Origin of the sequence: uncultured Henriciella sp. (genome assembly GCF_964005855.1) — a bacterium.
Classification (GTDB): Bacteria; Pseudomonadota; Alphaproteobacteria; order Caulobacterales; family Hyphomonadaceae; genus Henriciella.
The window spans coordinates 384,596-408,303 of sequence record NZ_CAXFSW010000002.1; the positions used below are offsets into that span (position 1 = coordinate 384,596).

The window sequence follows — 23,708 nt, forward strand, 5'->3', positions numbered from 1 at the left end:
CGTCCGCTATTGCGTTCCAGGAGTCCAGATAAGCCGGAAGCGCTCAAAGACGATGGGCTCATCTTCGGAAAAGAAACTCCCCTCGCGCGCGCATTCGCGATGGAAATAGGAGAGGTGGGCGGCCTGCCAGTGCTCAAGGGAGCGGTCACCTTCTCCTTCGGCCCAGGCAAAATCCTCGGGAGCGGTGTTGAAGGGAGCAATTTCGACCCGCGTCGTCTCGATCACGCAGGCGGGCCGGCCGCGGCCGTCCAGGACAAGGGACAGGTCGCCGGGCGCTGGCGGGCGCATACCCATTGTCTTGTAGAGATTAAGCCGCGCCGCCGTTGCCTGCTTCGTGCCGGAAAGGACGAGCGCCAGAAGCTCATCGGCAAGTGCCGGCCCGTCGCCAAAGGCAAAGATATCATAGGGCTGGCGCGCATCTGCGGTCTCAGCCTGGAAGCGGTCCCACGCCGCCTGCTGTTCAAGCGTCATCCTTGCCGCCTTTTATGACACGGAAGGCCGGGCGCTTTTGCGGGGTCTTCGGTTCTGCCGGCTGCGATGATCTGGCAGGCTTTTTCGCGTGCGCAGCGGTGATAGGCGTTTCTGAAGTCTGATCGCCAAGCTCGCTGCCACGGATCACGCCGAAAGGCGTGCGCGCAGGCGCAGGCTCAGACCTGGGCGCAGGGGCCTCCGTCTCGGCCACATCCTCATCGATCTGGCGCACGCGGGGGGTAAAATCCTGCTTCCTCTTCCAGCCGAGGGGTTTGCGGGTCTTGAAGCCCGTATCCTTGCCGCGCGCCTTCTTGCCGATCTCTTTCAGCTTCTGGGTCTGGAGCGCGGACATCGGGTCTTCAAGATTGCCTTTTTCGGGGTCGGCAAAGGCCGAGCCATAGGTCTCTATGCGCTGTTCGACCTCTTCAAGGAATTCGCGCTCCCAGTCGGACAGGGGCGGACCCTCGCCTCGCTCAGCGAGCTCTGCGGCCTTGCGCAGCTTGCGAAGCGCCTTGCGCTTTTTTCTTTCGTCGATCTCACGTGACATGGCTGGACGGGAGAATAGGCCCGTTCCCGCCAAACGCCAAATACCGCCGGATGGGGTCCGGCCGGGCTGCAAAGATCTAGGCCTCGCCGAGGGCAATAAGATAGGTTTCGAGGACGGCTTCCTGCTCTTCGCGTTCCTGACGGTCCTGCTTGCGCAGACGCACGACCTGACGCAGCGCCTTGGTGTCATAGCCCATGGCCTTGGCCTCGGCGTAGACGTCCTTGATCTGGTCGGCGACCTCTTTCTTTTCCTCTTCGAGGCGTTCGATCCGCTCGACCGTCAGGCGCAGTTTCTCGCGCGCTGCATCTGTCAGCTTTCCGTCATCCATGGCCCGCTCCCGCGAATTGATGTGATCCAAAGGCGGTCTTCTATCGGCAGAATGGGTTAATGGCGACCCTTCGCTGCAGACTTGCGCGCGTCATTTCCACACGCATTTGTGAGTCGCCGTAAAGCGTGCGGCGACCATATTGGGTGTATGACACAGACGAAGACCAGATTTTCCCGTCGCAGGCTGCTGCTTGGAAGCGTGGCCGGCGGCCTCATCGCCGCGTGCACCAATTCGCGCAGCAATGCAGAAAGCCAGAGTGCGTCCGAGGCGCAATATGCCGACACAGACTGGCGCAGCCTCACGGAGGCAGAATGGCGCGAAAGGCTGTCCACAGATGCCTTCAACGTCCTGCGCAAGGAAGACACAGAGCGCGCGGGCACCTCGCCGCTCAATGAGGAAAAGCGCGAAGGGACTTTCAACTGCAAGGGCTGCGACCTGCCGCTCTTCAGGTCTGAATGGAAGTATGAAAGCGGGACGGGCTGGCCGAGTTTCTGGGACTATATCGACGGCAGCCTCGGCTTCAAAGAAGACAGGAAGCTGTTCTTCACGCGCACCGAATACCATTGTGCGCGGTGCCTCGGCCATCAGGGCCACGTCTTTGAGGATGGCCCCGAGCCGACAGGGCTTCGCTATTGCAATAATGGTGTCGCGCTGACTTTTGCGCCGGCCAGTGCCTGACGAGGCTGACCGGAACTAGCCGCCGAATGTGGTCCCGTCGCCTTCCTCGTCAGTGAGCATCGTATTCGGATTGTTGGGATCCTTGTGTTCATACCCGCGCGGATCCGGGCTGATGAAAAGGTCCATCTGGCGCGGATCTGACTGTTTGTTCTTCGGCTTCCGCTTGGCGCGGGCATGGCGGAAATAAAGGTCGTCCGTGTGATCCTCTTCTGAGGGCGCCTTCTTCTTTTCAGGCCTTGAAGGCTGCACCTCTTCCGGCGCCGGCGCCTGCGGGGCTTTTGGGGAAGGCGCGCCCTCGAGCTTCCAGTAGGTGACGGCCAGGACCGGCTTTCCGTCAGCATCCTCATAGACCTGAATGAAGCCCTTTGCCTCACCTGACTCGGCCTGTTTCTGAAGGGCGGCGACATCTTCGCCTTCGGGCTTCAGCCACTCGGTCTCAAGCGACAGGACGCGCGTTTCACCAGCCAGCGCTTCGGCCTCGTACCGTGTGCGCGCGGCCTCTGCGATACCCTTAAGGGCATCTTCTCCAGTGGTGGCGAGGGGGTAGCCAAGGCTCATGGCGTCTGAGCTAGGCATTCTGCGCCCGGGCGTCCAGCGTCACTTGCAAGTGCGCGCCGCGAACCACACCGTAGGACGTATGGAAACACTACTTGTCTGGACCTTGCGGGCGATGGGGCTGCTCTGGATTGGCGGCGGCGCCTATCTGCTGCATCAGACCTGGCGGCTGCATCAGATCGCCAGGATGGCCGATGAACTGGACGCGCTGACAGGCGAAGGAGAGGCGGCCACGGAGGATATTGATGAGGACCGGCCCCGCAATCTCTGGATTGGCTTTGGAGGGGCGTTGATCTTCCTGACCGGCTGCGCCCTGACGGCGGCGAGCTGGCTGGCCGCGCCGCTCGCCTTTCTGGTCTGTGTGCACCAGACGCTTTATGTGTGGCGCCAGATGCGCCGGAGCCGCCGCGCTGAAACCGGGGAGGCTGCGGCGCAAGAGGCGGTCGCGGCTGCGACGCGCAATGCAACCCTGCTTGCCTTCCTGGTGGCCGCATTGACAATCTATCTCGCCGCTTCGGGCGCATATGGCTGATAGGCGGCCTGGGCCGAGCGATAGGCGGCAAGGCGGGCAAAACGCAGCGTCATCGCCTTGCGGCGGGCCGGCGCGAGCGGTGTCGTGTCCGGCTGGCGCAATATGGCGCCGCCAAACCCGTCCGCAACGATGAGGCCGGTCTCGTCCGGGATAAGGTCCTTGGGAAAGCCGTGGCTGACGGCGAAATAGAAGCGGTCGCAGAAGGGCCGGTAGTCGGGCCATTTGCCATCAGAGCGAAAGTCGGCGACGGAGCTCTTGATCTCGACAATTGTGATCTCGCCCTTCGGACCGACTGCGGCGATGTCGGCGCGCCGTCCATTGGCGAGTGTCATTTCGGTAATGCCGGCCAGGTTCATGTCGCCGAGAAGGCGCAGGACGCCGCGGCAGATATCGCTCGCGCAAGGGTTATGAGGGTCATAGGCCATGCCGCCTCCGCCTCCACATGGTTCATGATCTGTTCCAAGATCATACCAGGCAGGAGCGGGAGTCAAGAAAAAGCCCCGAAGCGGCTGCTCCGGGGCTTCATATTCGGGTGCGTTAGAGCGCAGTCCTATTCGCGCGATGCCAGAAGCATCAGCACGAAGCGGAACATGTTCACGAACATGATGAAGAAGTTCAGCGCGCCCCAGTTTGTCATCACAGCCAGGCTGCGGCCATCATGGGACAGCTGGTAATAGCCTTCTTTCAGTTCCTGCGTCTGCCAGGCGACGAGGACAGCCGAGAGCAGCGCGAAGCCACCCGAGATCAGCCATTCCATGCCGGAAGACGGCTCCATGATGCCAAGCATCGGGAGGAACATGTAGATCACGGAGACCGCGAACAGGGCCCAGATCGCCATGATGGCAAAGCTGCCAATGGCGGAGAGGTCACGTTTGGTCGTGTAGCCCCAGAGTGTCAGCGCACCAAAGGCGGAGGCTGTGATCATGAAGGCTTTGGCAATCGTCATATAGTTGAGCGATTGCGAGATACCGCCAGCCGTCTGGGTCGAGATGTTCGCGTCCGCCATGTAGAAGTAGACGCCGAGGCCAAGACCGATAAAGGTCACGATCGCCCAGTAGAGGATCGCGGACCCCGTCGGCGAGGGGTTCTTCATGAAGAACATCGAGCCGAAGATCAGCGCGATCGGGGCGAAGGCGACGACATAATAGAGCGGCGTGCCAAAGATCAGGGCGGTCAGCGGATCCCACGTGCCAGCCAGGAAGGCCAGCACGCCGGACAGCGCGATGCCCAGCGTCAGTTTCTGGTAAACGCCGAGCATGAAGGTGCGAAGGCCCTGGTCAATGCTCGCATCCATTGTCCGGCCGCGGGCAATAGATTGGTTGAAGTCGTTCATTTATCCCTCTTTCGAAAGGCCGGCATAAAGTCATGCCGATTAGCAATAATATGTGGGAAGAGGCCCCCCACTTCAAGGAAAACAGGTTGCCAGTGCGCGATCTGCTTTGATTGTATCTCGCAATCGGAAAAATAGGATAAAACTATGCATGATACGCGGCGCCCGCTTGGCAACACTGATATCGAGGTTTCCGCCTGCTGTCTGGGGACGATGACATGGGGCGAACAGAACACCGAAGCCGAGGGTCATGAGCAGATGGATTATGCCGTCTCGCGCGGCATCAATTTCTTCGACACCGCTGAGATGTATGCGGTGCCGCCCCGGCCGGAAACGCAGGGGCGGACCGAGGAAATCATCGGAACCTGGTTTCAGAAGACAGGCAAGCGCAAGGATATCGTCCTGGCGACCAAGATGTGCGGCCGCTCCAATCAGACCTGGACCCGCGACGGCGATGTCGAACTGACCCGCCAGACCCGCGAGCAGGTCGATGAAGCAGTGGAAAAGAGCCTGAAGCGCCTGCAGACCGACTATATCGACCTCTATCAGCTGCACTGGCCGGACCGGCCCGCGGCGATCTTCGGAAGCTCTCTGAAGCCGCATCACTATGAGGTGGATTTCGAGCCTTTCGAGGATATCCTCGGGCACCTGCAGCGCCATGTGGAGGCCGGGCGCATACGTCACATCGGGGTCTCGAACGAGACGTCATATGGCGTGATGAAATTCCTCTCAGCCAGTGAGGCCAGGGGATTGCCGCGCATGCAGTCGATCCAGAATGCCTACAGCCTTGTCAACCGGACCTTTGAGGGCGAGCTGGAGGAATGCTGTGTGCGCGAAAAGGTGAGCCTGCTGGCCTATTCCCCGCTGGCGCAGGGTTATCTGACAGGCAAGTATCGCGGCGGCGCGTTGCCTGAAGGCTCGCGAAAGAAGCTCTTCAACCGGCTGCAGCGCTATGAGACCCCCAAAGCCGAGGCGGCGATCAATTCCTATCTCGATCTGGCCGACGAAATCGGCGCCGATCCCGCCCAGCTTGCCATCCGCTTCTGCGACACGCGCCCCTTCATGGGGTCGACCATTATCGGTGCGACAAGCATGGACCAGCTGAAGACCTGTATCGATGCGTTCGCGATGGCGTGGAGTGAGGAGATAGAGGACCGGGTGAACGCGCTCCACCTCGCCCAGCCTTCCCCGTGTCCATAAGGCCCGCCGCGTTTGACTTTCTCTCGGTGTGGCGGCAGCATAATTCTCCTGTCAGGGGAGACAGTTCGGACGCACATTCACATTGAGGGGGACGACATATGGCCGACGCATCGGCATATGCTGAAAATATCAGGAAATATGCAAAGGGATACAACCAGAAGGCGGCCGAGAAGATCGTCGGTCATCTCGGGATCGCACTGCGCCACCGGGACTCCTCGCTGGTCTCGTGTTCGGATGAGAACGAGCTTGCGCGCGTGCGCGACAAGTTCTGCCGCAAGAAGCTGAGCCTGAAGGAAAAGAATGCCGAGATCGATGCCGCTATCGGCAAGATCTGCGAGAAGATGAAGCCGGAAGGCGCCAACAAGTCGCGCGTGACCTTCTATTATCTTCTGGCCGAGCATTTCGGCAGGCTGGACGATCTGGCGGGTTAAAGCCGCCAGTCAGCCAAAACTGAAGCCCCGGCCTTGATGGCCGGGGCGTTTGCCTGTCCTCTGACGGCATGATCCGTCTATTTGCTGGTCTGCCCGTCCCGGAAGACATTATCGACCGTCTGGAGCCGCTCCAGACCGGGCTTAATGGCGCGCGGTGGCGCGAGCGGGGTCATTTCCATGTCACGCTCGGCTTCTTCGGAGAGGTCAGCGAGATCGTCGCCGAAGAGCTGGACGCAGAGATCGGCAAGATCGCAGCGCCGCAATTCGACATGGAGATCGAAGGCGTTGGCTGGTTTGGCCGCAAGGAGCCATCGCTGGTCTTTGCGACCGTCAAACGCTCGGCGCCGCTTGATGCGCTGGCCCGTGACTGCCGCAAGGCAGCCGAGCGGATCGGCGTGAAGCCTGACCCGAAGCCGTTCAAGCCGCATGTGACACTGGCCTATCTCAATGGGACGATGCTGGAGGATGCCATGGCCTGGTCGGAGCGCTGGCAGGTGCTGCGCGCAGGCCCATGGACCGCTGACCGCTTCCATCTCTATGAGAGCATCGCGCGCGAGGGCAAGAAAAGCGTCTATGAGCCGGTCGCGGACTATCCGCTGGGGCTGTGAGTGGGCCGTATGAAAAAGCCCCGGCAGGAGCGCTGCCAGGGCTTCTCATTGCACAGGGGACCTTCGGCTAGTCCTCTTCAGGTGGGCTTTCCAGGCAGGCATAGTAGTCGCCGCCATTGTCGGCGATGCAGGGGAAGACCTTGTCGACAAGGTATGCACCCTGACTTCCTGTGGCTGTGAACATGACCTTGTCAGGGTCGGCTTTGCGGGCTGCCTCTTCAATGCTGGTGCCATAGGGCAGGACGGGGCGCGGGCTCCCGGCCGCCTGCCAGAGGGCATCGACGTCCGCGTTATCGCGAGACCACAGGTGTTTGCGATAGGCGATCACGGCCATCAGGTAAGGATCGGAGTCCTCGCCCGCAGCCGGCTGCGCAATACCGAGCGCCTTGAGCCGTTCATAGGCATCGAACGCGGCCTCCAGCGACCAGACTTCGGTCCGGACCGGCGCATAGAACAGCCATCCAGACATCGTTCCGGTATTGCGGCATCTTGGATTGTGCTGATAGCAGCCCGGTCTGGTATCCCAGTCGGACTCGAACGTGCGAAGGAAGCTGATGAAATCGTCATCGCCGATGCGCAGGGCCTCGGCAAAGACGCTGGATGTGTACCGCGAGGCAAATTTGCTCGCGCCAATCGAGAAGATGGGTTCGTTTGGTGTCAGCCCGTTCTCGAACATGGTTGCGAGGATCGTCCGGTAGGACGGGTCGGTGTAGCTGGTCTCGAGTTGCGCCGGAAATTTTGGATTGTGATAGCGCTGCGTGCCCTCCACCGGCCAGCTCAGCGCGTCCGCCATGGCATTGGTATCGAAACCCGCCGCGATGAACAGTCCAACGGCGTCAGCATCGAGATAGTCGACCGCTTGGCGAAATCCGCTCTGGTTTATCGGGTAGCCGCTTTCCATCAGCTTCTGCCGGGCTTCGGCGGGCTCGAGCTTGGCGAGTTTGCTTGCGGCAGATTTGCCAGCGCCTGAATTTCCGTCCCCGCCGGAACAGGCAGGCAGGGCGACCAGGGCGAGGGCGGCGAGCGCCGCTGTAAGATAGGTTTTCATTGTGTCTGCTCCCCTCAAAGTCCTAGCGTGGCCGGATGGTGGTGACGACTTCGGTCGGATCGCCGGCGCCATAGAAGATGACAGCCTTGAGCTCATAGTCCTCGGACGGCCATATCAGCGTTCGTTGTCCCGGCTGGGCCGGGACCTGGCCAAAGGTGCTGAATCCGCCCGCCTTCGGCGCCTGATTTTTGTCGCTGGTCGGCGAGCCATAGGTGGCCTTCAGCTCATCAACAGTCTCTGAGACCTGCTGGTTACCGAGCTTCACGCGGTGCTCAAGGACGGTGATTGTGTCGCTGCTGTCGAGCTTGGCGACCAGCGTCTGGCCGGTTTTCAGGTGGACCTCGCACTCGTCTCCCGCCGGGCTGCACGACAGGCTACCGCGCGGCAGCTCATCACGCAGGGTCTGCAGCGATCCGCCCGGGACAAAGCCAAAGAGCGAGAGCGATTGCGGGCTGGCCGCGACAGCCGGGGCGGCGGCGGGCGCTGAGCCTTCATAGGTCTCGAGGACGGCGCCGTCATAGTCCCTGTATTGTCCGATATTCAGGACCCGTGCCTCGGTAATATTGGCGACGAGCATTTCACCGTCTCGCGCGGTCAGGACGAAGTCGATTTCCATCGTGACAGACCGGTCAACACTGCTGCCGCGCTTGCGGGAGGTCAGGAAAGCCTGTGCCTCATCCTTCGCCATTTCGATGCCTTCCATGATGTCGGCATTCGAGAATTTGACTTTCAGGTTTTGGGGAAAGCTGCAGATGCTCCCATTGGATTCGTAGAAATAGGCGGTCTTGGAGACAGGATTGAACGTGAAGACGCCTTCCTCGAAGTCGTACTCCCCGAATTCCTTTTTTGTGCGGAGGGTGAAGACGTCTTCCAGATTAGCCTCTCCGACCCGGTCCTTCATCAGGTCGATCGTCTCGGTGCGCTTTTCGTCCTTGATGAATTCGTCTTCGCGCGAGCGTTGCCAGACATCGTTGCGGTATTCGCGCATGTAGCAATCGACATAGGCGTCGTAATCGAAATAGGCATCGAGCTTCATCCATGGATAAAGCAGGTTCTCATAGGTGAATTCCTTGGCGCTTGCCGGCGCTGAAAAAGCCATGGCAGAGCTGATTGTCAGCAGGATCGCGACAAGCCCTTTCCGTAGCCATGAGGGTGTTTTTGCTTTGTTCTCAAGCATGCGAGGTTGCTCCCTGTTTGATGGAATTGGAGAAGAGCTGGCAGAGCCTTCCGCATGTCGCGGGAATCCGGCTCAGCGCCAATAAAATCGGTCTTGGGCAGTCCACCCTGCAGGCATTTTGTGCGGGGCGCGTAAAATAGAGTTTTCGGTCAGAGCCGGCGCCCCCGCCCTCTGTATTGCGCACTGCAGATTCCCCCGAATAGCCCAAGTGTCCCAGCAACACTTGTTCAGGTAACATGAATGTAATGTGAAGCCCAAGCAATAAGGGGCGAAAATTTGCCTACCCTGTTGCGACATCTACGGGATCGCGGGCGGCGAACGAACCTTCTGTTACTGACGGCGACACGAACGGCCTAGCCGACCGGTAGCACCGTGTCGCAATGGGCGGCGTGTTCAGCACGTATCCGCTCCAGCGCGCGAAGGATGAGGGGGCGGCCAGGGTCATAGGCGAGCTCCAGCGTAATGCCGCGCAGGCTAAGGATCAGGATGCGGGCATGCACGATTGAGCCATCAATGTCCGCGATCCCCGACTGTGTTGCGATGCGGGCGACGAGACCGTCGATCTCAGTCTCCACCCGCTCGGCAATGGGCCGGAAGGCGGCGGCCAGCTCCTTGTCCCAGCGTGCCGCCAGCAGGGTTTCCGTGACCGCCGAGGCAGCTGGCAGTTGGTAGCTGCGCCAGGTGATGTCGCAAAAGGCGCGATAGCAGGCAGCCGCGTCATCATAGGTCTCAAGCTCGCCGCTTGTATGGCCTATCATCTCGCTCATGCCATGCTCGGCAGCGGCGATAATCAGATCCAGACGGGTGGGAAACTGATTGAGGACAGAGCCGCGGCTTATCCCTGTATCGTTCATCACTGCTTCGACAGTGGTCCCGCCGTACCCTCTCTGATGGAGGCTTTTGACCGTCGCATCGAGAAGCGTTTTGCGCGTGCGTTCGCCGCGCCTGTTCCGTCGCGGCGCTGTGCGCGCGTCAGCGTCCTGGCGATCTCCAGAGTCTGTCATCAATCCCAGCTTTCCGCGATTCGCCATAGCGTGGCGACTGCCAATAAATAGTCAATATTGACTATAAAGCAAATGAGCGTAGCCTGACTCTCACAAGGCCCGCGAAGACGGGCCGAAACCCAGGAGGAAACACCATGAGCAATACGGCTGTTCAAGAAGCGCAGACCACTGAGGCGGCCGGGGGATTTGAGATCTTCCGGACCGAAACCGCCCCCATTCTCGATGAAGCGGGGCATATGGAATATCGCGACGTGACCCCGGAAATAGAGGCCGGGATCATGGCCGCCAGTGAGGCCGGCGCGAACGAAGGCAACATCGTCAAGACGCTGTTCTCAAAACCCGGTTTCAGCCTGACCTATGCCTGGTTCAAAAGCGGATTTCCGCTGCCGCTGCACACGCATAATGTCGACTGCCTCTATTATGTCGTCGCTGGCAGCCTGCAGCTTGGAACCGAAGAGTTGAGGGCGGGCGACGGGTTCTTTGTGGAGGCCGACAAGGCATACCGCTATACGCCCGGCCCTGAAGGTGTCGAAGTCCTCGAGTTCCGCGGAGAAGAGAATTTCGACATTAAATTCCTCGCCAAATCGGCCTCGATGTGGGGCAAGATTGCCGGCAGGGCCGCAGAACGCCGCGGCGACTGGGCCAATGAAACACCGCCAAGCCAGAAGATGAGCTGAGCGCACGCCATGTCCAGTCACAGGTTTGAAGGCAAGGTGGCCGTCATCACCGGCGCCGCTTCGGGAATTGGTGCGGCCACGGCGCGTCTCATGGGGAAAGAGGGCGCCAGCCTGGTGCTGGGTGACCTTAATGAAGCGGGTCTCACATCGCTTGCGGCTGATTTTGAGGGGGCACTGATTTCGGCGGGCGATGTCTCCAGGCAGTCCGATGTCGAAACGCTGATCAAGACAGCGACCGACAAATATGGCCGGGTCGATATCCTGTTCAACAATGCCGGTGTCGGCAGCTATGGCAACAGCGTGGAGATGGATGCCGCCCAGTGGGAGCGCGTCATCGCGATTGACCTGCACAGTGTCTTCTATGCCTGCAAGGCCGCGATCCCGCACATGCCATCAGGCAGTGCTATCGTGAATACAGCATCAATCTCCGGACTTGGCGGCGATTACCGGTTTGCCGCCTATAATGCGGCCAAGGGGGCTGTCATCAACTATACCCGGGCGCTGGCCATGGACCATGCCGGTGCGGGCATCAGGGTGAACGCTCTCTGTCCCGGTCTGGTCGACACGCCGATCACGTCTGACCTCAATCAGATACCGGGGCTTCGCGAAGACTGGCTGTCCCGTATCCCCATGGGCCGGGCCGCCCAGCCGGAAGAGATGGCCGAGGTGGTTGCCTTCCTCGCCTCGCCAGCAGCCTCCTATGTCACGGGCACAATCATGGTGGCCGATGGCGGCACCACGGCCTGTACGGGCCAGCCGGACATTTCCCGCTTCGCGGACCTTCCGAAAGGATAGAGAGCAGATCGATGAAAGCTGCATGTCTGAAAGGGGGCCGGATTGTGGTGGAGACCCTGCCGGACCCGGTGCCGCGCGAAGGCCAGATCCTGGTGCGCCCGCTTTTTACCGGTATCTGCGGCAGCGACCTTTCGCTTCGCAAGCAGATGGCGGCAGGCGCGGACGAAGCCGGGGAAGCGGCGTTACCGGTCATAGTGCCCGGGCATGAATTCAGCGCTGAAGTGGTAGACGTCCCCAATACGAATGGGAGTGCACTGACGCCCGGCGATATCGTCACGGCGCTCCCCTTCACCCATGATCATGAAGGCCCTCAGACGATTGGTCTCTCACCTGGCCATCACGGCGGACTGGCAACGCTGAGCTGTGTTGATGCGATACGCACTTTCAAGGTGCCGGCGGCCGTGCCGCCAGACCTTGCCGCATTGACCGAGCCGCTTTCTGTCGGACTGCACGCCTCGCGGCTCGCAAACCGGCAGCCAGGCCCCAATCTCGTCGTCGGGTGTGGGCCGGTGGGGCTGGCGGTCATTCTGTCGCTGAAACTCGATGGGCGGGGCCCGGTCATCGCTGCCGATTTCTCTGCAGAGCGACGGGACGCGGCCGAAGCTATTGGTGCCGACATTGTGGTCGATCCAGCAAGCGAGAGCCCGTTTGCCCAATGGGATCGGGCCGGTTTCTCGCCGTCTGCGATGTCGCCCCTTCTGGCACGGGAGTTTCGCGGTCTGCCGCCGGGCGCCAATATCTTTGAGTGTACAGGCGTGCCGGGGGTCCTCGGCGAGGTGGTCAATTCCGCCATGCCGCACAGCCATATCATTGTTGCGGGCGTCTGCCCTCATCAAGAGGCGATCACGCCCCTCGAGGCTATTGTCCGCGAACTGTCGCTGGAGTTCAGTTTTGCCTACCGGCCCGAAGAGTTCAGGGAAGCCCTGTCGATGATCGGTGAACACGGAGAGCTGGTTTCAAGGCTGATTACGAGCCGCAGACCGCTTGAGGAAACAGAAGCCGCTTTCGATGCGCTCGCGAAACACCCGCATGAGATCAAAATTCTGATCGAACCGGGGCGCTGAGAGGCTGCTTACCTGTCGGTCCTCATGGAGGAAGGCATTTCTTTCCTGAAATCGATACTCTGGATCGATTTTTCGCGTGGCGAACTGGAAGGAAATGGTGCCGCCTAGGTGACTTGAACACCTGACCCCCGCATTACGAATGCGATGCTCTACCAGCTGAGCTAAGGCGGCTACCTGATGGAAGGCGCCTCCATACCGTCAAGCGGGCGCGCGGGCAAGCGGGCATGTCAGAAAAAGCCAGCTCCGGCGGTGCTTAGTCGTCGCCGCCTTCACGGACGTAATCGACGGGCGGCTGGGTGACTGGAGAGGGCGGACCGCTGGCGGCGGGCAGGGCCTTCTGGCCGGTTGGCGCATCGGGCCGCACACCGGCGAGCGGGGCGGGCAGGGCGATGTGCCGGCCCGCTTCCAGTTCCCGGCCATAGGATTCGTAGCGCGGATGAATCAGCGTCCCGGCATCGCCGAATGCATAGACAAGACGGGCCCAGTCACGCCGCGAATAGTCGAAGGCGTGGCCGTTCGGGTCGATGTCAGACCACTCGGCCTCCCGTGAGGCAGTGATCGCCATCCGTCCCCAGCGATCGGCCTCGCCACTGTCGCCATAGCCGCGAAGGGCCTGTTCGAGGAGAAGGCAGAGCCGGGCTGTCGGGCGTTCCTCGACCAGCATGGCAAGCTCACGGATCGCGTCGATCCAGTTGCGCTCCGCCATGGCAATCTCGGCCTTGAGGATCCGGCTTTCGCGGGCATCGGGATTGGTGCTGATGAGCGCCTTTAGGCGGGTAACCTGCGCCTTGGGCGTATCGTCGGCATCCAGACGGCGGCAGAGATGCGCCAGCGCCGGATGCGGATTGGCCTTCCAGCCAAGTTCTAGCACGCCCTGGGCGGCCTTTATCTTGCCGTCCATCTTGAGCTGGCGCGCGCCATGATAGGCGGCAGGTGGAAAGGTGGGGGCAGCGCGCAGGGCATCCGCGAGGAGCTTCTGCGCCTCGCGCCGTTCTGCATTGGGCATGCTGGCGGCCTGCGCGGTGTAGAGCACGGCGCGCCGGCGGCGCAGGTTGTCGCCTGAGATGAGGCTGCGTTTCTCACCAAGGCTCAGCGTCTCAAGCGCCTCGTTCCAGTGACCGCGCGCAATCTGGCTGTCGAAGAGGGCATTGAACGGCCAGTCGGCATCGCTTTTCAGTTGCAGCGCTTCGCGGGCCCGCGTTTCGGCCACGGTGGTATCGCCGCGTTCGCTGGCGGCGCTGGCGGCGCCGCGAAGACCCGCGAGCTGTCCGCCGGGCAGGCGGGCCAGCTGGCCCCAGGCCCGCTCTGCGCCCGACCAGTCATGGGTGATCTCGGCCGTGCGAGCTTCAAGCAGGAGTTTGAGGCGCTCATCTTCTGCATGCTGGGCGGCGCGGCTGGCATATTTGCGTGCCGCGCCCACATCGCCAGCCTCTGCCGCCAGAAGACCGTCAGCGAGCGAACGGTTGGCCTTCTGCGTACGGGAATTGCGCCGGGCGCGTGAAAAGCGCTTGGGCAGTTTGATAAGTCCAGCCAGACCGGCCCAGACAAGCGCCATGATGGCGCCGAGCAGGATGACGCCCAGAATGGCGACGACAAGCTCCACGCTGATCGTGTCCGGTCCGAGCGTGATCACGACATTGCCAGAGAGCTGCGAGGCCCAGAGCACACCGGCGCCTGCAAGGACAATGAGACAGATGACGAGAAATAGGACGATCATGGAGGTCTTATCTAGGTGTTTGTTCGATGAATTCGAGGCGCAAGGCGTTCACGGCGCTACTCAGCTGGATACGCTGACGGGCATCGCTGATCCAGCTCTCATAGACTGCGCGGCTGGGGTCTGGCAGCTCTTCGACAGCGCCAAGGGCGGACTTGAGGTCCCCGGAGTCGAGCGCGGCGGTGGCTGTTGCGAGGCGGTCAGCGGTTTCGCTCTCGGCGCTGCCCCGGCGGACCGAGACATAGTCGCCGAAAAGAGAGTTTACCCAGCCCGGCTCGCCGGCCGCTGCGCTGTCACGGTCGAGGGCGGTCTCGCGCAGGTCCAGGAAGCGCTGGTGCAGGCTGTCCTCGCTGGCGACAGGGCTCGAGGAAAGACTGGAAATAGTGGCGACAGCGCTGCTGGAAAACGGAAGCGATTGCAGCAGCGCGGCCGAGTCCTCAATGGAGCCTCCACGTGAGAGGGCGGTCTCCAGCGACGCGATCGCCAACGCCATCTGGGAGGCGGCCAGCGCGTCGGACCGTGCGCTATCGGCGCGCTCGCTTGCCTGATTGATGGTATTGCCGAGGGTCGACTGCGCCGAGCTCAGCTGTGAGACCTCCCGGCGAAGGCCCGTCAGCTGCTGGCGAAGCTGGGCCACTTCGGCCGAGGAGGCGCCCTCATCATCATTGCCGGACGCCTGCACGGCCGCTTCCAGATCGGCTATGCGTTGTGGGTCAATGGAAGAAGAGGGCTGCTGATCAGACACGCGTTCTTCGAGGGCGGTGATCTGTTCCTGCAGGGCAGAGATATCGGCGGAAGAGGGGGCAGGTTGCGATTGAGGCTGGGGCCCTGAGGCCTCGGCCATCGCCGTTTCGGTCTCGTCCAGGCGGGCTTCGATCTTGTCGAGACGCGCGCCAAACGCGCCCATGTCCTGTTCCAGTTGGTCGAACCGGTTGGAAAGGTCCGACTGGCGGTCGGTCAGGCTGGCAAGGCCGGTGGAGGTTTCATCAGGCTTCAGCCCCTTCTCCAGAAGACCGGAGGACCAGAGCGATAGCCCAAGCGCGCCGAAGGCAACCAGCATGACGAAGAGCAGCGAGAGCCAGCCGGGGCCTGAGCTTTTCGGTGCCTTCCGGGAGGCCGCGGTCTCATCCTCAGAAGGGGTTTCGGTCTCCGCCGGCTCGAATTCGGCGTCGATGGGATCGGAAGAGGTCGGCTGCTGGTCACTCATGACTTCTGTATCCTGTCGCGTCTGGCCCGGACGGTCCAGATGCGTTGACTGTTTTCGCCCGGCTCAACGTCCAGCGATGAACTGGTCGAGCGCTTCGAGCAGATGGGCCTCATCTGGATGAGCTGCGATGATGACGCTTTCATGGCCGGCTTCAAGCACAGGCTGGGCAGCCTGCTGAGAGATTGCAACGAACGAGACCTGCGAGAGGTCCACGCCCTTGCACAGTTGAAGAAAGGCCTGCGCGCCCTTGGATGAATGGATGAGCACGATGGCGGGCTGGCCTGCCTTAAGTGCGGCTGCCGCATCCGGGAAAAGCGCAGGGGCGGCAGGGGCATGATAGAGAGGCACGTAGGTGACCTCAAAGCCTTCAGCTTCCAGCGCCTCTCTCAGGACGCCCCGCGCGGCCGAATTGGCGACATGCAGAAGGCGCTTTTGCGCTCCGGCGGGCCAATGGTGGGCGATATAGTGAGCGAGGTCCGTTGCGTCGCCGGAAGACTGATGCACGGGACTGTAGCCTTCGCGAAGCGCCTCGGACGCCGTGGCAGGCCCAACGCACCAGGCTGGCAGGTCACGTACCTCGCTTTCGCCAGCTGTGAACCGCACGCCATTGGCGCTGGTAAAGACGATGCCGCCAAAGCCTGAAAGCGCTGGCAGGGGCGCGTCGCTGCGCGCAAGGGTCAGGACGGGGGAGAGGATCGCGTTCAGGCCGCGCGCTTTCAGCGCCTCGGCGGTCTGCGCCGTACCGGGCTCGGTCCGGGTGATGATAATGGGGAGGTCAGTCATCTTCGAAGGCGGGAAGCTCTCCGCCGGCCGACTCCCGGATACGCTCGCCGATGCCGCGGCCGAGGTCTGCGAGCTGGGCGTCGCTGGCGCCAGCGGCGATGCTGCCGGACTTGGCCCACCGCCGTGAGCCATCGGGCTCCAGGACCTCGCCGTCAAATTTCCATTCGCTTCCCTCAAGCCGGGCGTGACCGCCCATGGCCGTGCGGCAGGAGCCGTCAAGTTCAACAAGGAAGGCACGTTCTGCCAGGGCGGCAAGGCGCGTGTCCTCATGATTGAGGCTGACCAGCAGGTCGACAATGTCGCGGTCCATCTCTTCGGGACGCGCCGCCACGGTGATGATGCCCTGTCCGGCCGCCGGGATCATGTCCGTGATCGGGACAGGGATGGCCACATGGGTCATCTCAAGACGCTCCAGTCCCGACATGGCGAGATAGGTTGCGTCGGCGAGGCCGTCCTCCAGCTTCTTGAGCCGGGTCTGCACATTGCCGCGGAAGGTGACAATGCTGAGGTCCGGACGCATGGCGAGCGTCTGCGATTCGCGGCGCAGGCTGGCGGTGCCCACAGTGGCGCCTTCGGGCAGGTCGCGCGGGCCCTGGACACCAGTCAGCGATATGAAGCCGTCGCGCGGGTCTTCACGCTTCGGGAAGGCCAGCAGCGCCTGCCCCTCTGGCAAGGCGCCGGGAACGTCCTTGAGGCTGTGCACGGCAAGGTCGCAGCGGCCTTCATCCACGGCCCGGTCAATCTCACGCGTGAAGAGGCCCTTGCCGCCCGCATTGATCAGCCGCTCGGTGGTCAGCTTGTCGCCCCCCGTGGTGAAGGTGACGATTTCGCAGGTGACTTCACCATTGCTCAGCCGCTCAATGTTCGCGCCGACCTGACGCGCCTGCACAAGCGCGAGCGGGGAGCCGCGCGTCCCGATTTTGAGTTTGAGCTTGGGGGCTTTTACAACTGGCATCTTCGCTCCGGAATCTGAGTGTTTGCCTGCTAAAGGCTCTACAGGTGCGAGACAAGGGACAGGGGCTGGCAAGGCTGGCATGATGTGTGCGCACATCATCATTATAGCGCCAAGACGGGATTGCCATGACGAAGCTAAAGACGTTCTGCCTCAGCCTCCTTTTTCCGCTCGCCGCCTGCGGGCTGGAGACATCATCGGCCGCGCCGCGGGGTCCGGTTAGCGTTCCGGCCTCCCCGGTGCAGCGCTGCATGAATCTGGGCGGCGCGCTGGAGGCGTCGAATGAAGGCGACTGGGGCTATACGGTGCGCGCAGAGGACCTGCAGCGCATCAAGGATGCCGGTTTCGACAGTGTACGCCTTCCGGTGCGATGGAGCGCGCATGCCATGACGCGGGCGCCCTACACGATAGACCCGGCGCTGATCGACCGGGTGAAAGAGATCGTGGCGGAGGCGGATGAGCTCGGGCTCAAGATCATTGTCGACCTGCATCATTTCGACGCCCTGATGGAGGCCCCCGACGCGCAGTATGAGCGCCTGTTTGCGATGTGGCGGCAGATCGCGGAGGCTTTTGAGGGCGCACCCGACAGCCTGATCCTCGAACTGATCAACGAACCGCGCGACAAGATGAGCGTGGCGCGCACCGATGCGGTCAATCAGACGCTGCTGGATATTGTGCGGGAAAGGCATCCGGACCGCTGGGTTATCGTCGGAAGTGCGCAATGGGGCACGCTGCCGGCACTGCTCAAGAGCGACCCGCCAGAGGATGACCGCATCATCCTCACCTTCCATAGCTACCAGCCCTATGATTTCACCCATCAGGGGGCCTTCTTTGCGGACCCGCCGCCACCGACGGGGCGTGAATGGGGCACTGACGAAGAGTATCGTGATCTCGACCAGGCGGCGGCGCGCGCCGCGCAGTTTGCTGCCGAGCATGGCCATCCAATGTTTCTCGGCGAGTTCGGCGTCTATGAAGAGGTGCCGCTCGACCAGCGGGTCAAATGGACGCGCGCGATGCGCGAGACGGCCGAGGCGCATGGGTTTGGCTGGTGCTACTGGGATTATGCGACGACGTTCAAGGCCTACAATATCGACCGCGAGACATGGATCCGCTCGCTTCTGTCCGCGCTGGTGGAGGACTGAGCCGCCCGCCTTCCGCATCGGGGCCTGTGGCCTTAAATGAGGCGCATGACCTCTCATACGGTTCTTGGAATTGAAACGAGCTGCGACGAGACGGCAGCCGCGGTGCTGCGCCTCGAGGATGGCCACGCGACAATCCTGTCTGAGATCGTGCGCTCACAGGTCGAGGATCATGCGCCCTATGGCGGGGTCGTTCCTGAAATCGCGGCCCGGGCGCATGCCGACATTGCTGACCAGGTCGTGGCAAAGGCCATCGGCGAGAGCGGTTTGAAGCTTTCTGACATGGACGCGGTGGCGGCGACATCGGGGCCGGGCCTGATCGGCGGTGTCATGGTGGGCATGATGACCGGAAAGGCGCTTGCGCTCGCGGTGGGCAAGCCCTTCATCCCCGTCAACCACCTTGAAGGCCATGCGCTGTCGCCCCGCCTCGCGGAGGACTGCCCGTTTCCCTATCTGTTGCTGCTGGTCTCAGGCGGACACTGTCAGTTCATCGAGGTGACCGGGCTGGGGCAGTACCGCCGTCTTGGCACAACGATCGACGATGCCGCCGGTGAGGCGTTTGACAAGCTGGCAAAGCTCCTCGATCTCGGCTTTCCCGGTGGCCCGGCCGTGGAGCGTACCGCGCAGGGCGGTGATCCGGCCCGCTACCGCCTGCCGCGCCCGCTTATGGACCGGCCGGGACTGGATATGAGTTTTGCAGGTCTCAAGACGGCGGCCGCCCGTATTATCGAACAGGGCGGGATGAGCCAGCAGGACGTTTCGGATCTTTGCGCCAGCTATCAGACGGCGATTGCCGATTGCCTGTCCGCGCGCGCAGACCGCGCGCTCGGTCTCTTTGAGGTTGAAGGGGCCAAACGCCTTGTCGTTGCGGGCGGCGTTGCGGCGAATGGGGCGATCCGGCAGGCGCTCGAGCATGTCGCCGAAGGACATGGGGCCCGTCTTATTGCGCCGCCCCTTCGTCATTGTACCGATAATGCAGCGATGATCGCGCTCGCGGGCGCAGAGCATCTTGCCGCTGGCGCCCTCGGTCCTGACGCGATGCGTTTTGCTGCGCGTCCGCGCTGGCCGCTCGATGAGGCAAGCGCACTTTCCAATCCGGTCTATGGGGGCGGCAAGCGCGGCGCCAAGGCCTGATCGCTCAGGGGGCCAGGGCTTTCAGGAGACGGTCGGCCTGTTCCCTGGCGAAGCCATCCTTCAACGGCGCGCGCATGACGATGAGATTGTGCCAGGCCGGAGAGATCAGAAGGTTCACCGCCTCGTCGATGTCATAATCGCGGCGAATGGTCTGCTTGGCGGCCATCTCTGCCAGGATAAGCCGTAAAGGCGCGCGGATATTGGACTTCATCCAGTTGCGCCAGCTTTCACCTGCGGCCTTTTCATCCCCGGCAGCCATCAGGGCGCCGCGCAGAACGGCATGTGCATTGCCGTTGCGGGTGCCGGTCTCGAAGGGCTGGATCAGGGCGGCGATCCGCGCTGCCGTGTCCGAGCTGGTCGAAGCGGTGACAGAGGGAATAAGACCGATGGCGGCTTCAACACACATGCTGCCCGTGGCTGGCCACCAGCGATAGATCGTCTGCTTGGAGGCGCGGGCATTGCGCGCCACGCTATCGACACTGAACTTGCGCCAGCCGGACCGGACCAGCTCTTCGCGTGTCGCCTCAAGAATGGCGAGGCGCGACGCCTCACTCCGGCGCGGCCCCTGCCGTCGCCGCGCGGGTTTTGTTTTCTTGCCAGAGCTGTCTTCAGTCATCGCCCATCCCCAGGACCCAATGCAGGTGTAATCTCTTATATAAGAGTTTTCAAAAGGATTGAGTCTTTAAGCAAAGATTGAGCAATTCGGCGTTGCCGAGTGGACATTGCGTGCCTATTGCGGGCGCAGTCGAAAAAATCGAGAGACTATATATGCGCTCACCCGAGGAAATGATCGAAGGCTACCGCTCTTTCAGGCGCGGTATCTATAAGGAGCAGGCACAGCTCTACGAAACGCTGGCCGCAGGCCAGAATCCGAATGTGATGCTGATCGGCTGCGCTGACAGCCGTGCTGAGCCTTCCGACATTTTCAACGCCGCCCCCGGCCAGCTCTTCGTGGTGCGGAATGTCGCCAATCTCGTCCCGCCTTATGAAACTGGCGGCGGTCAGCATGGTGTCAGCGCCGCGCTGGAGTTTGCGGTCACCGCTCTGGAAGTCGAACATATCGTCATCATGGGCCATGGCGGCTGTGGCGGGGTGCAGGCGTCGCTGTCGGCGGCCGATGACAAACCGGTCGGTCAGTTCATCGCCCCGTGGGTGGAGCTTCTGAACCAGGCGCGCGACAAGGTGCTGGCCGAAAAACCAGACGATCTCCAGACGGCACTGGAGTTCGCCGGTGTCGATACATCTTTGCGCAATCTCATGACGTTTCCGTTCGTCGCAGAGCGGGTGAAGGCCGGAAAACTCCACCTGCACGGCGCCTGGTTCGCGATCGCGCTCGGCCAGCTTTACTGGCGCAGCGCCGATACCGGAAAGTTCGAGCTGATCGAAGCCTAGGCCGCGCGGTTCAGGGCTGGCTTGTCGCCCAGACGGCAAAGGCGGCGGAGCCAACCATCAGGGCGGCCGCGCCGATATTGAACCATTTGGCGAAGGCCGGGTCGGCAAAGCTGCGCGCCATGCGGTCGGCTGCGAAGGCATAGACGAAGAGACCGGTCATCTCGCTGACCGTGATGGTCGCGACCATGATTGCGATCTGCGGGACCAGCGCCCGGTCGGCGTCGAAAAAGCTCGGCAGAAGAGCCCCGAAAAAGACCAGCGCATTAGGGTTGGCAAGCTGGAGGCCAAAACCACGCCCGAAAAGGGCCGCACGTTTCGGCATGGCTTCGCGCGACAGGCGCAGATCCCGCGAGGCGCCGCGCACAAGACCGACGGCCAGCCAGATGATGAAGATCAGGCCCGCCAGCTTGAGAGCAAGGAAAGCGGTCGGAAACCGTGAGGCAATCGCTGCTGCGCCGCCGGCGGCCAGACCGATCCATACAAAATTCGCCGTCGACACGCCGACCGCTGGAAGCATCGACGGGCGCACGCCATAGCGCAGCGACGAAGAGACGACCAGCATGACGGCAGGGCCGGGTGTCAGGCCGCCCGCGAAGAACAGCCCGACAAGCGCCAGCCAGACGGAAAACTCCATGCCGTCTAGCTGGACTTCGCCCGGGCGATGGATTCCACGATGAGTTCGCGGGCTTTCTCAACGCCTTCCCAGCCGCGGACCTTCACCCATTTATTTGGCTCGAGATCCTTATAGTGCTGGAAGAAATGGGTCGTGCGGTCGATCAGGGTTTCCGGCAGGTCGGTATAGGTGTGGACCTTCTCATAGAAGCGGGTCAGCTTCTGGTGGGGGACAGCCAGAATTTTCTCATCTTCGCCGCCATCATCTTCCATGAGCAGGACGCCGATCGGGCGGGCCCGGACGACGGCACCGGGCACAAGCGCGCGCTGGCCGACCACCATGACATCGATCGGGTCGCCATCCAGGCTCAGCGTGTGCGGAATAAAGCCGTAATTACAGGGATAGCGCATCGAAGTGTAGAGATAGCGGTCGACGAACATGGCGCCGGACGTCTTGTCGATCTCATACTTGATCGGCTCGCCGCCGAGCGGGACCTCGATGATGACATTGATATCGTCAGGCGCGTTTTGGCCTATGCTGATCTTGGAAATATCCATGCGTCGCTCCAGAAGGACGGAAAGTGGGTTTGGTGCTGCAGTGCAAAAGGACGGCTCTGGCGTCAAGCCAAACCTGCCGTATATCAGGCGCGGTGCCCAAAATTGAAGCTGATCGAGATGCGCGGCTCCTCGCTGCGGCCAGGCATGACCTCATGGCGCAGCCAGCTTTCCCACATGAGAAGCTCGCCCGGTTTCGGCGCGACATAGACGAAGCGCTTCTGGTCCTCCTCAACCGTATCGAGCAGGGGCGGGGCCGCCATCATGCGGGCAAGCCGGGGGTCTTCGAACCGGATATCGCCCGCGCCTTCCGGGACGGCGATATAGAGCGTACCGGAGAGGACGCTGCCAGGGTGGATATGGCCTGGATGGTGGCCCCCCTCGCCGAGGATGTTGATCCACAGGGCGTCCAGCGTGATGTCTTTCGCATCGATATCCCAGCCGAGCTCTTCCGCGGCGCGGCCTGCCTGTTTCAGTAGCTGGCCTTCAAGCTCTGCAAAGGCGGGCGCACGCCGGGGCAGATCGTCCAGCGAGGCATAGGAGGTATAGCCGGGATATCCCTTCTCCTCGCACCAGCGATGGCCGGCTTCGTCGCCATCCTCGATCATCCAGCAGGCCTCTTCGAGGTCTTCCAGAAGAGCGGTGTCGGAGAGGGCGGTTTCGAACAGGCGTGTCGGAAAAAGAAGGCGGGTCATGATGGCCCGCCTTCTAGATAGTTTCGTCTGGTCTGCCCAGAACCTTATTCGGTTTCGGCTGGCGTCTCTTCGCTGGCCGCTGCATCCTCGTCGCCGGCGGGTGCGTCATCGCTTGCGGGTTTGACGAAGCGAAGCGTCATCCGGTCGGATTCGCCGATCTCCTGGTACTTTTCCGCGTCAAAGCCGTCCGGCGTGTTGCCGTCGCTGTCCGTGGTGCGGGACACTGGCGGCAGGGTCCAGACCCCGAAGGGGTGATCTGCGGTGTCCGCCGGGTTGGCGTTGATCTCGCTGGCCGCGTCGAGCTTGAAGCCGGCTTCTTCGGCCAGCCGCGTGACATAGTCCTGATGGACATAGCCGGACTGGGCGGACGGGTCCTGGTTCAATGCCGAAGGCAGACGGTGCTCTACCACGCCCAGGACGCCGCCGGGCTTCAGGACCGCATAGGCGTCCTTGAAGAATTTGTCGGCATGGTCGCCGGACATCCAGTTGTGGATGTTGCGGAAGGTGAGGACGGCGTCGACGCTGCCCGGTTCGCCGAGAGGCCCGGATTCAGAGTCGTAATAGGTGTACTGGATTTCGCCGAACGTGTCGGTATAGGGCGCATAGTTGGACTGGTAGGCCTCAAGCGCTTCAGCCGCGCGGTCGGAGCGCTCCGGGCTCACAACAGCGGCGATGAAGGTGCCGCCATTTGCGTTCAGCCATGGGGCGAGAATATTGGTGTACCAGCCGCCACCCGGCCAGACCTCAATCACTGTGTCGTCGCCTTCAATCCCGAAGAAGGCCAGCGTTTCGGCGGGGTTGCGGTAGTCATCCCGGGCGCGTTCAGCCTCGCTGCGCCAGGTGCCCTCAATCGATTTCTCCAGCGTATAGCCTTCATCCGCAGCCGCTTCGGCAGGATCGGCTTCGGCTGTTTCCATCTCCGTTTCTGCTTGAGGGGCCTCTGCGGCAGGGCTTGCCTCTTCGCCCGCAGGGGCGGCGTCATCATTGCCGCTGCCGCAGGCGGCAAGCGCCAGGGCGAGGAAGCTTGTGGTGATGATCCGGTTCATGTTGATCTCCCATTTTTCACTTGAACGCAGGGTC

At 62.1% G+C, this 23,708-nt stretch carries 29 protein-coding genes and 1 tRNA gene; 11 read left to right on the forward strand and 19 right to left on the reverse strand.

All coding sequences use genetic code 11. The features are described 5' to 3' along the window. Positions 1 to 6 precede the first annotated feature (6 nt). From ABNU55_RS05025 to ABNU55_RS05035, 3 genes are all read right to left on the reverse strand, one after another. Positions 7 to 471 carry an ASCH domain-containing protein gene (locus tag ABNU55_RS05025; RefSeq protein ID WP_290753464.1) on the reverse strand — a complete coding sequence of 155 codons (465 nt, stop codon included), beginning with the start codon at positions 469 to 471 and terminating at the stop codon, positions 7 to 9. Further along, positions 461 to 1,018 (reverse strand): hypothetical protein, encoded by a 558-nt coding sequence (locus ABNU55_RS05030; RefSeq protein WP_290753466.1) that lies wholly within the window; start codon positions 1,016 to 1,018, stop codon positions 461 to 463. Before ABNU55_RS05030 ends, ABNU55_RS05025 begins: the two co-directional genes overlap by 11 nt. Positions 1,019 to 1,094: 76 nt before the next feature. Continuing rightward, positions 1,095 to 1,346, reverse strand: coding sequence for a DUF2312 domain-containing protein (locus ABNU55_RS05035; RefSeq protein WP_348764248.1), 252 nt, complete (start codon positions 1,344 to 1,346; stop codon positions 1,095 to 1,097). Between the two features lie 147 nt (positions 1,347 to 1,493). Here ABNU55_RS05035 and msrB point away from each other — a divergent pair, with 147 nt between their 5' ends. Continuing rightward, positions 1,494 to 2,024 carry a peptide-methionine (R)-S-oxide reductase MsrB gene (gene msrB, locus ABNU55_RS05040; protein ID WP_290754419.1) on the forward strand — a complete coding sequence of 177 codons (531 nt, stop codon included), beginning with the start codon at positions 1,494 to 1,496 and terminating at the stop codon, positions 2,022 to 2,024. A 15-nt stretch (positions 2,025 to 2,039) separates the two neighbouring features. Here the strand turns inward: msrB and ABNU55_RS05045 are convergent, their stop codons facing one another. Continuing rightward, positions 2,040 to 2,600 carry a hypothetical protein gene (locus ABNU55_RS05045; RefSeq protein WP_290754418.1) on the reverse strand — a complete coding sequence of 187 codons (561 nt, stop codon included), beginning with the start codon at positions 2,598 to 2,600 and terminating at the stop codon, positions 2,040 to 2,042. A gap of 61 nt (positions 2,601 to 2,661) precedes the next feature. On the opposite strand from ABNU55_RS05045, the gene ABNU55_RS05050 reads away from it, so the two are divergent. Then, entirely contained in the window at positions 2,662 to 3,111 is a 450-nt protein-coding gene (locus ABNU55_RS05050) for a hypothetical protein (RefSeq protein WP_290754417.1), read from the forward strand. On the opposite strand, the gene mmcB is transcribed toward ABNU55_RS05050, so the two are convergent. Continuing rightward, positions 3,081 to 3,536, reverse strand: a complete 456-nt coding sequence (mmcB, locus tag ABNU55_RS05055) for a DNA repair putative endonuclease MmcB (RefSeq protein ID WP_290754416.1) — start codon at positions 3,534 to 3,536, stop codon at positions 3,081 to 3,083. The genes ABNU55_RS05050 and mmcB overlap by 31 nt on opposite strands. Positions 3,537 to 3,661: 125 nt before the next feature. After that, positions 3,662 to 4,444: a Bax inhibitor-1/YccA family protein gene (locus ABNU55_RS05060; protein ID WP_290754415.1), complete on the reverse strand. Its 783-nt coding sequence runs from the start codon at positions 4,442 to 4,444 to the stop codon at positions 3,662 to 3,664. 144 nt (positions 4,445 to 4,588) lie between these two features. Here ABNU55_RS05060 and ABNU55_RS05065 point away from each other — a divergent pair, with 144 nt between their 5' ends. The 3 genes from ABNU55_RS05065 to thpR all read left to right on the forward strand — a co-directional run bounded on the left by ABNU55_RS05065 (position 4,589) and on the right by thpR (position 6,680). Beyond that, on the forward strand, positions 4,589 to 5,641 hold the full coding sequence (locus ABNU55_RS05065; protein ID WP_290754414.1) for an aldo/keto reductase: 1,053 nt from the start codon (positions 4,589 to 4,591) through the stop codon (positions 5,639 to 5,641). A 98-nt stretch (positions 5,642 to 5,739) separates the two neighbouring features. Then, positions 5,740 to 6,072, forward strand: a complete 333-nt coding sequence (locus tag ABNU55_RS05070) for a DUF2853 family protein (protein ID WP_290754413.1) — start codon at positions 5,740 to 5,742, stop codon at positions 6,070 to 6,072. A gap of 68 nt (positions 6,073 to 6,140) precedes the next feature. Then, the gene (gene thpR / locus ABNU55_RS05075) at positions 6,141 to 6,680 is read left to right on the forward strand and encodes an RNA 2',3'-cyclic phosphodiesterase (RefSeq protein WP_290754412.1); all 540 of its coding nucleotides are present in this window, start codon (positions 6,141 to 6,143) and stop codon (positions 6,678 to 6,680) included. 67 nt (positions 6,681 to 6,747) lie between these two features. On the opposite strand, the gene ABNU55_RS05080 is transcribed toward thpR, so the two are convergent. The 3 genes from ABNU55_RS05080 to ABNU55_RS05090 all read right to left on the reverse strand — a co-directional run bounded on the left by ABNU55_RS05080 (position 6,748) and on the right by ABNU55_RS05090 (position 9,909). Beyond that, on the reverse strand, positions 6,748 to 7,728 hold the full coding sequence (locus ABNU55_RS05080) for a hypothetical protein (RefSeq protein WP_290754411.1): 981 nt from the start codon (positions 7,726 to 7,728) through the stop codon (positions 6,748 to 6,750). A 22-nt stretch (positions 7,729 to 7,750) separates the two neighbouring features. After that, a complete protein-coding gene (locus tag ABNU55_RS05085) occupies positions 7,751 to 8,905 on the reverse strand; it encodes a DUF4852 domain-containing protein (RefSeq protein ID WP_290754410.1) in 1,155 nt (384 codons plus the stop codon). A gap of 353 nt (positions 8,906 to 9,258) precedes the next feature. After that, positions 9,259 to 9,909, reverse strand: coding sequence for a TetR/AcrR family transcriptional regulator (locus tag ABNU55_RS05090; protein ID WP_290754409.1), 651 nt, complete (start codon positions 9,907 to 9,909; stop codon positions 9,259 to 9,261). Between the two features lie 134 nt (positions 9,910 to 10,043). Between ABNU55_RS05090 and ABNU55_RS05095 the strand changes: the two genes are divergently transcribed. Genes ABNU55_RS05095 through ABNU55_RS05105 form a run of 3 tightly spaced genes read left to right on the forward strand, consistent with a single transcriptional unit; the run spans position 10,044 to position 12,445 of the window. Beyond that, positions 10,044 to 10,586: a cupin domain-containing protein gene (locus ABNU55_RS05095; protein WP_290754408.1), complete on the forward strand. Its 543-nt coding sequence runs from the start codon at positions 10,044 to 10,046 to the stop codon at positions 10,584 to 10,586. 9 nt (positions 10,587 to 10,595) lie between these two features. Next, on the forward strand, positions 10,596 to 11,381 hold the full coding sequence (locus ABNU55_RS05100; protein ID WP_290754407.1) for an SDR family oxidoreductase: 786 nt from the start codon (positions 10,596 to 10,598) through the stop codon (positions 11,379 to 11,381). An 11-nt stretch (positions 11,382 to 11,392) separates the two neighbouring features. Further along, complete coding sequence (locus ABNU55_RS05105) at positions 11,393 to 12,445, forward strand: zinc-binding dehydrogenase (protein ID WP_290754406.1); 1,053 nt, start codon at positions 11,393 to 11,395, stop codon at positions 12,443 to 12,445. Positions 12,446 to 12,540: 95 nt separating this feature from the next. On the opposite strand, the gene ABNU55_RS05110 is transcribed toward ABNU55_RS05105, so the two are convergent. From ABNU55_RS05110 to hemC, 5 genes are all read right to left on the reverse strand, one after another. Then, a tRNA-Thr gene (locus ABNU55_RS05110) sits at positions 12,541 to 12,616 on the reverse strand. Positions 12,617 to 12,698: 82 nt separating this feature from the next. Beyond that, on the reverse strand, positions 12,699 to 14,162 hold the full coding sequence (locus ABNU55_RS05115) for a heme biosynthesis HemY N-terminal domain-containing protein (protein ID WP_290757311.1): 1,464 nt from the start codon (positions 14,160 to 14,162) through the stop codon (positions 12,699 to 12,701). 7 nt (positions 14,163 to 14,169) lie between these two features. Continuing rightward, the gene (locus tag ABNU55_RS05120; RefSeq protein ID WP_290754404.1) at positions 14,170 to 15,366 is read right to left on the reverse strand and encodes a hypothetical protein; all 1,197 of its coding nucleotides are present in this window, start codon (positions 15,364 to 15,366) and stop codon (positions 14,170 to 14,172) included. A gap of 63 nt (positions 15,367 to 15,429) precedes the next feature. Beyond that, a complete protein-coding gene (locus ABNU55_RS05125) occupies positions 15,430 to 16,149 on the reverse strand; it encodes a uroporphyrinogen-III synthase (protein WP_290754403.1) in 720 nt (239 codons plus the stop codon). After that, on the reverse strand, positions 16,142 to 17,104 hold the full coding sequence (gene hemC, locus ABNU55_RS05130) for a hydroxymethylbilane synthase (protein ID WP_348764249.1): 963 nt from the start codon (positions 17,102 to 17,104) through the stop codon (positions 16,142 to 16,144). The genes ABNU55_RS05125 and hemC overlap by 8 nt, the downstream gene beginning before the upstream one ends. Before the next feature lie 125 nt (positions 17,105 to 17,229). Between hemC and ABNU55_RS05135 the strand changes: the two genes are divergently transcribed. Then, positions 17,230 to 18,243, forward strand: coding sequence for a glycoside hydrolase family 5 protein (locus ABNU55_RS05135; RefSeq protein ID WP_290754430.1), 1,014 nt, complete (start codon positions 17,230 to 17,232; stop codon positions 18,241 to 18,243). Positions 18,244 to 18,279: 36 nt separating this feature from the next. Beyond that, positions 18,280 to 19,374, forward strand: a complete 1,095-nt coding sequence (gene tsaD, locus ABNU55_RS05140) for a tRNA (adenosine(37)-N6)-threonylcarbamoyltransferase complex transferase subunit TsaD (RefSeq protein WP_348764250.1) — start codon at positions 18,280 to 18,282, stop codon at positions 19,372 to 19,374. Between the two features lie 4 nt (positions 19,375 to 19,378). On the opposite strand, the gene ABNU55_RS05145 is transcribed toward tsaD, so the two are convergent. Beyond that, positions 19,379 to 19,990 carry a TetR/AcrR family transcriptional regulator C-terminal ligand-binding domain-containing protein gene (locus ABNU55_RS05145; RefSeq protein ID WP_290754432.1) on the reverse strand — a complete coding sequence of 204 codons (612 nt, stop codon included), beginning with the start codon at positions 19,988 to 19,990 and terminating at the stop codon, positions 19,379 to 19,381. A 152-nt stretch (positions 19,991 to 20,142) separates the two neighbouring features. Between ABNU55_RS05145 and ABNU55_RS05150 the strand changes: the two genes are divergently transcribed. Continuing rightward, the gene (locus ABNU55_RS05150; protein ID WP_290754433.1) at positions 20,143 to 20,766 is read left to right on the forward strand and encodes a carbonic anhydrase; all 624 of its coding nucleotides are present in this window, start codon (positions 20,143 to 20,145) and stop codon (positions 20,764 to 20,766) included. A gap of 10 nt (positions 20,767 to 20,776) precedes the next feature. Here ABNU55_RS05150 and ABNU55_RS05155 read toward each other — a convergent pair whose 3' ends face one another. From ABNU55_RS05155 to ABNU55_RS05170, 4 genes are all read right to left on the reverse strand, one after another. After that, a complete protein-coding gene (locus tag ABNU55_RS05155; protein ID WP_290754434.1) occupies positions 20,777 to 21,400 on the reverse strand; it encodes a LysE family translocator in 624 nt (207 codons plus the stop codon). Positions 21,401 to 21,405: 5 nt separating this feature from the next. Continuing rightward, positions 21,406 to 21,936 (reverse strand): inorganic diphosphatase, encoded by a 531-nt coding sequence (gene ppa / locus ABNU55_RS05160; protein WP_290754435.1) that lies wholly within the window; start codon positions 21,934 to 21,936, stop codon positions 21,406 to 21,408. A gap of 83 nt (positions 21,937 to 22,019) precedes the next feature. After that, positions 22,020 to 22,628 (reverse strand): TIGR02466 family protein, encoded by a 609-nt coding sequence (locus ABNU55_RS05165; protein WP_290754436.1) that lies wholly within the window; start codon positions 22,626 to 22,628, stop codon positions 22,020 to 22,022. Between the two features lie 44 nt (positions 22,629 to 22,672). Further along, on the reverse strand, positions 22,673 to 23,674 hold the full coding sequence (locus tag ABNU55_RS05170) for a methyltransferase domain-containing protein (RefSeq protein ID WP_290754437.1): 1,002 nt from the start codon (positions 23,672 to 23,674) through the stop codon (positions 22,673 to 22,675). Positions 23,675 to 23,708 lie beyond the last annotated feature (34 nt).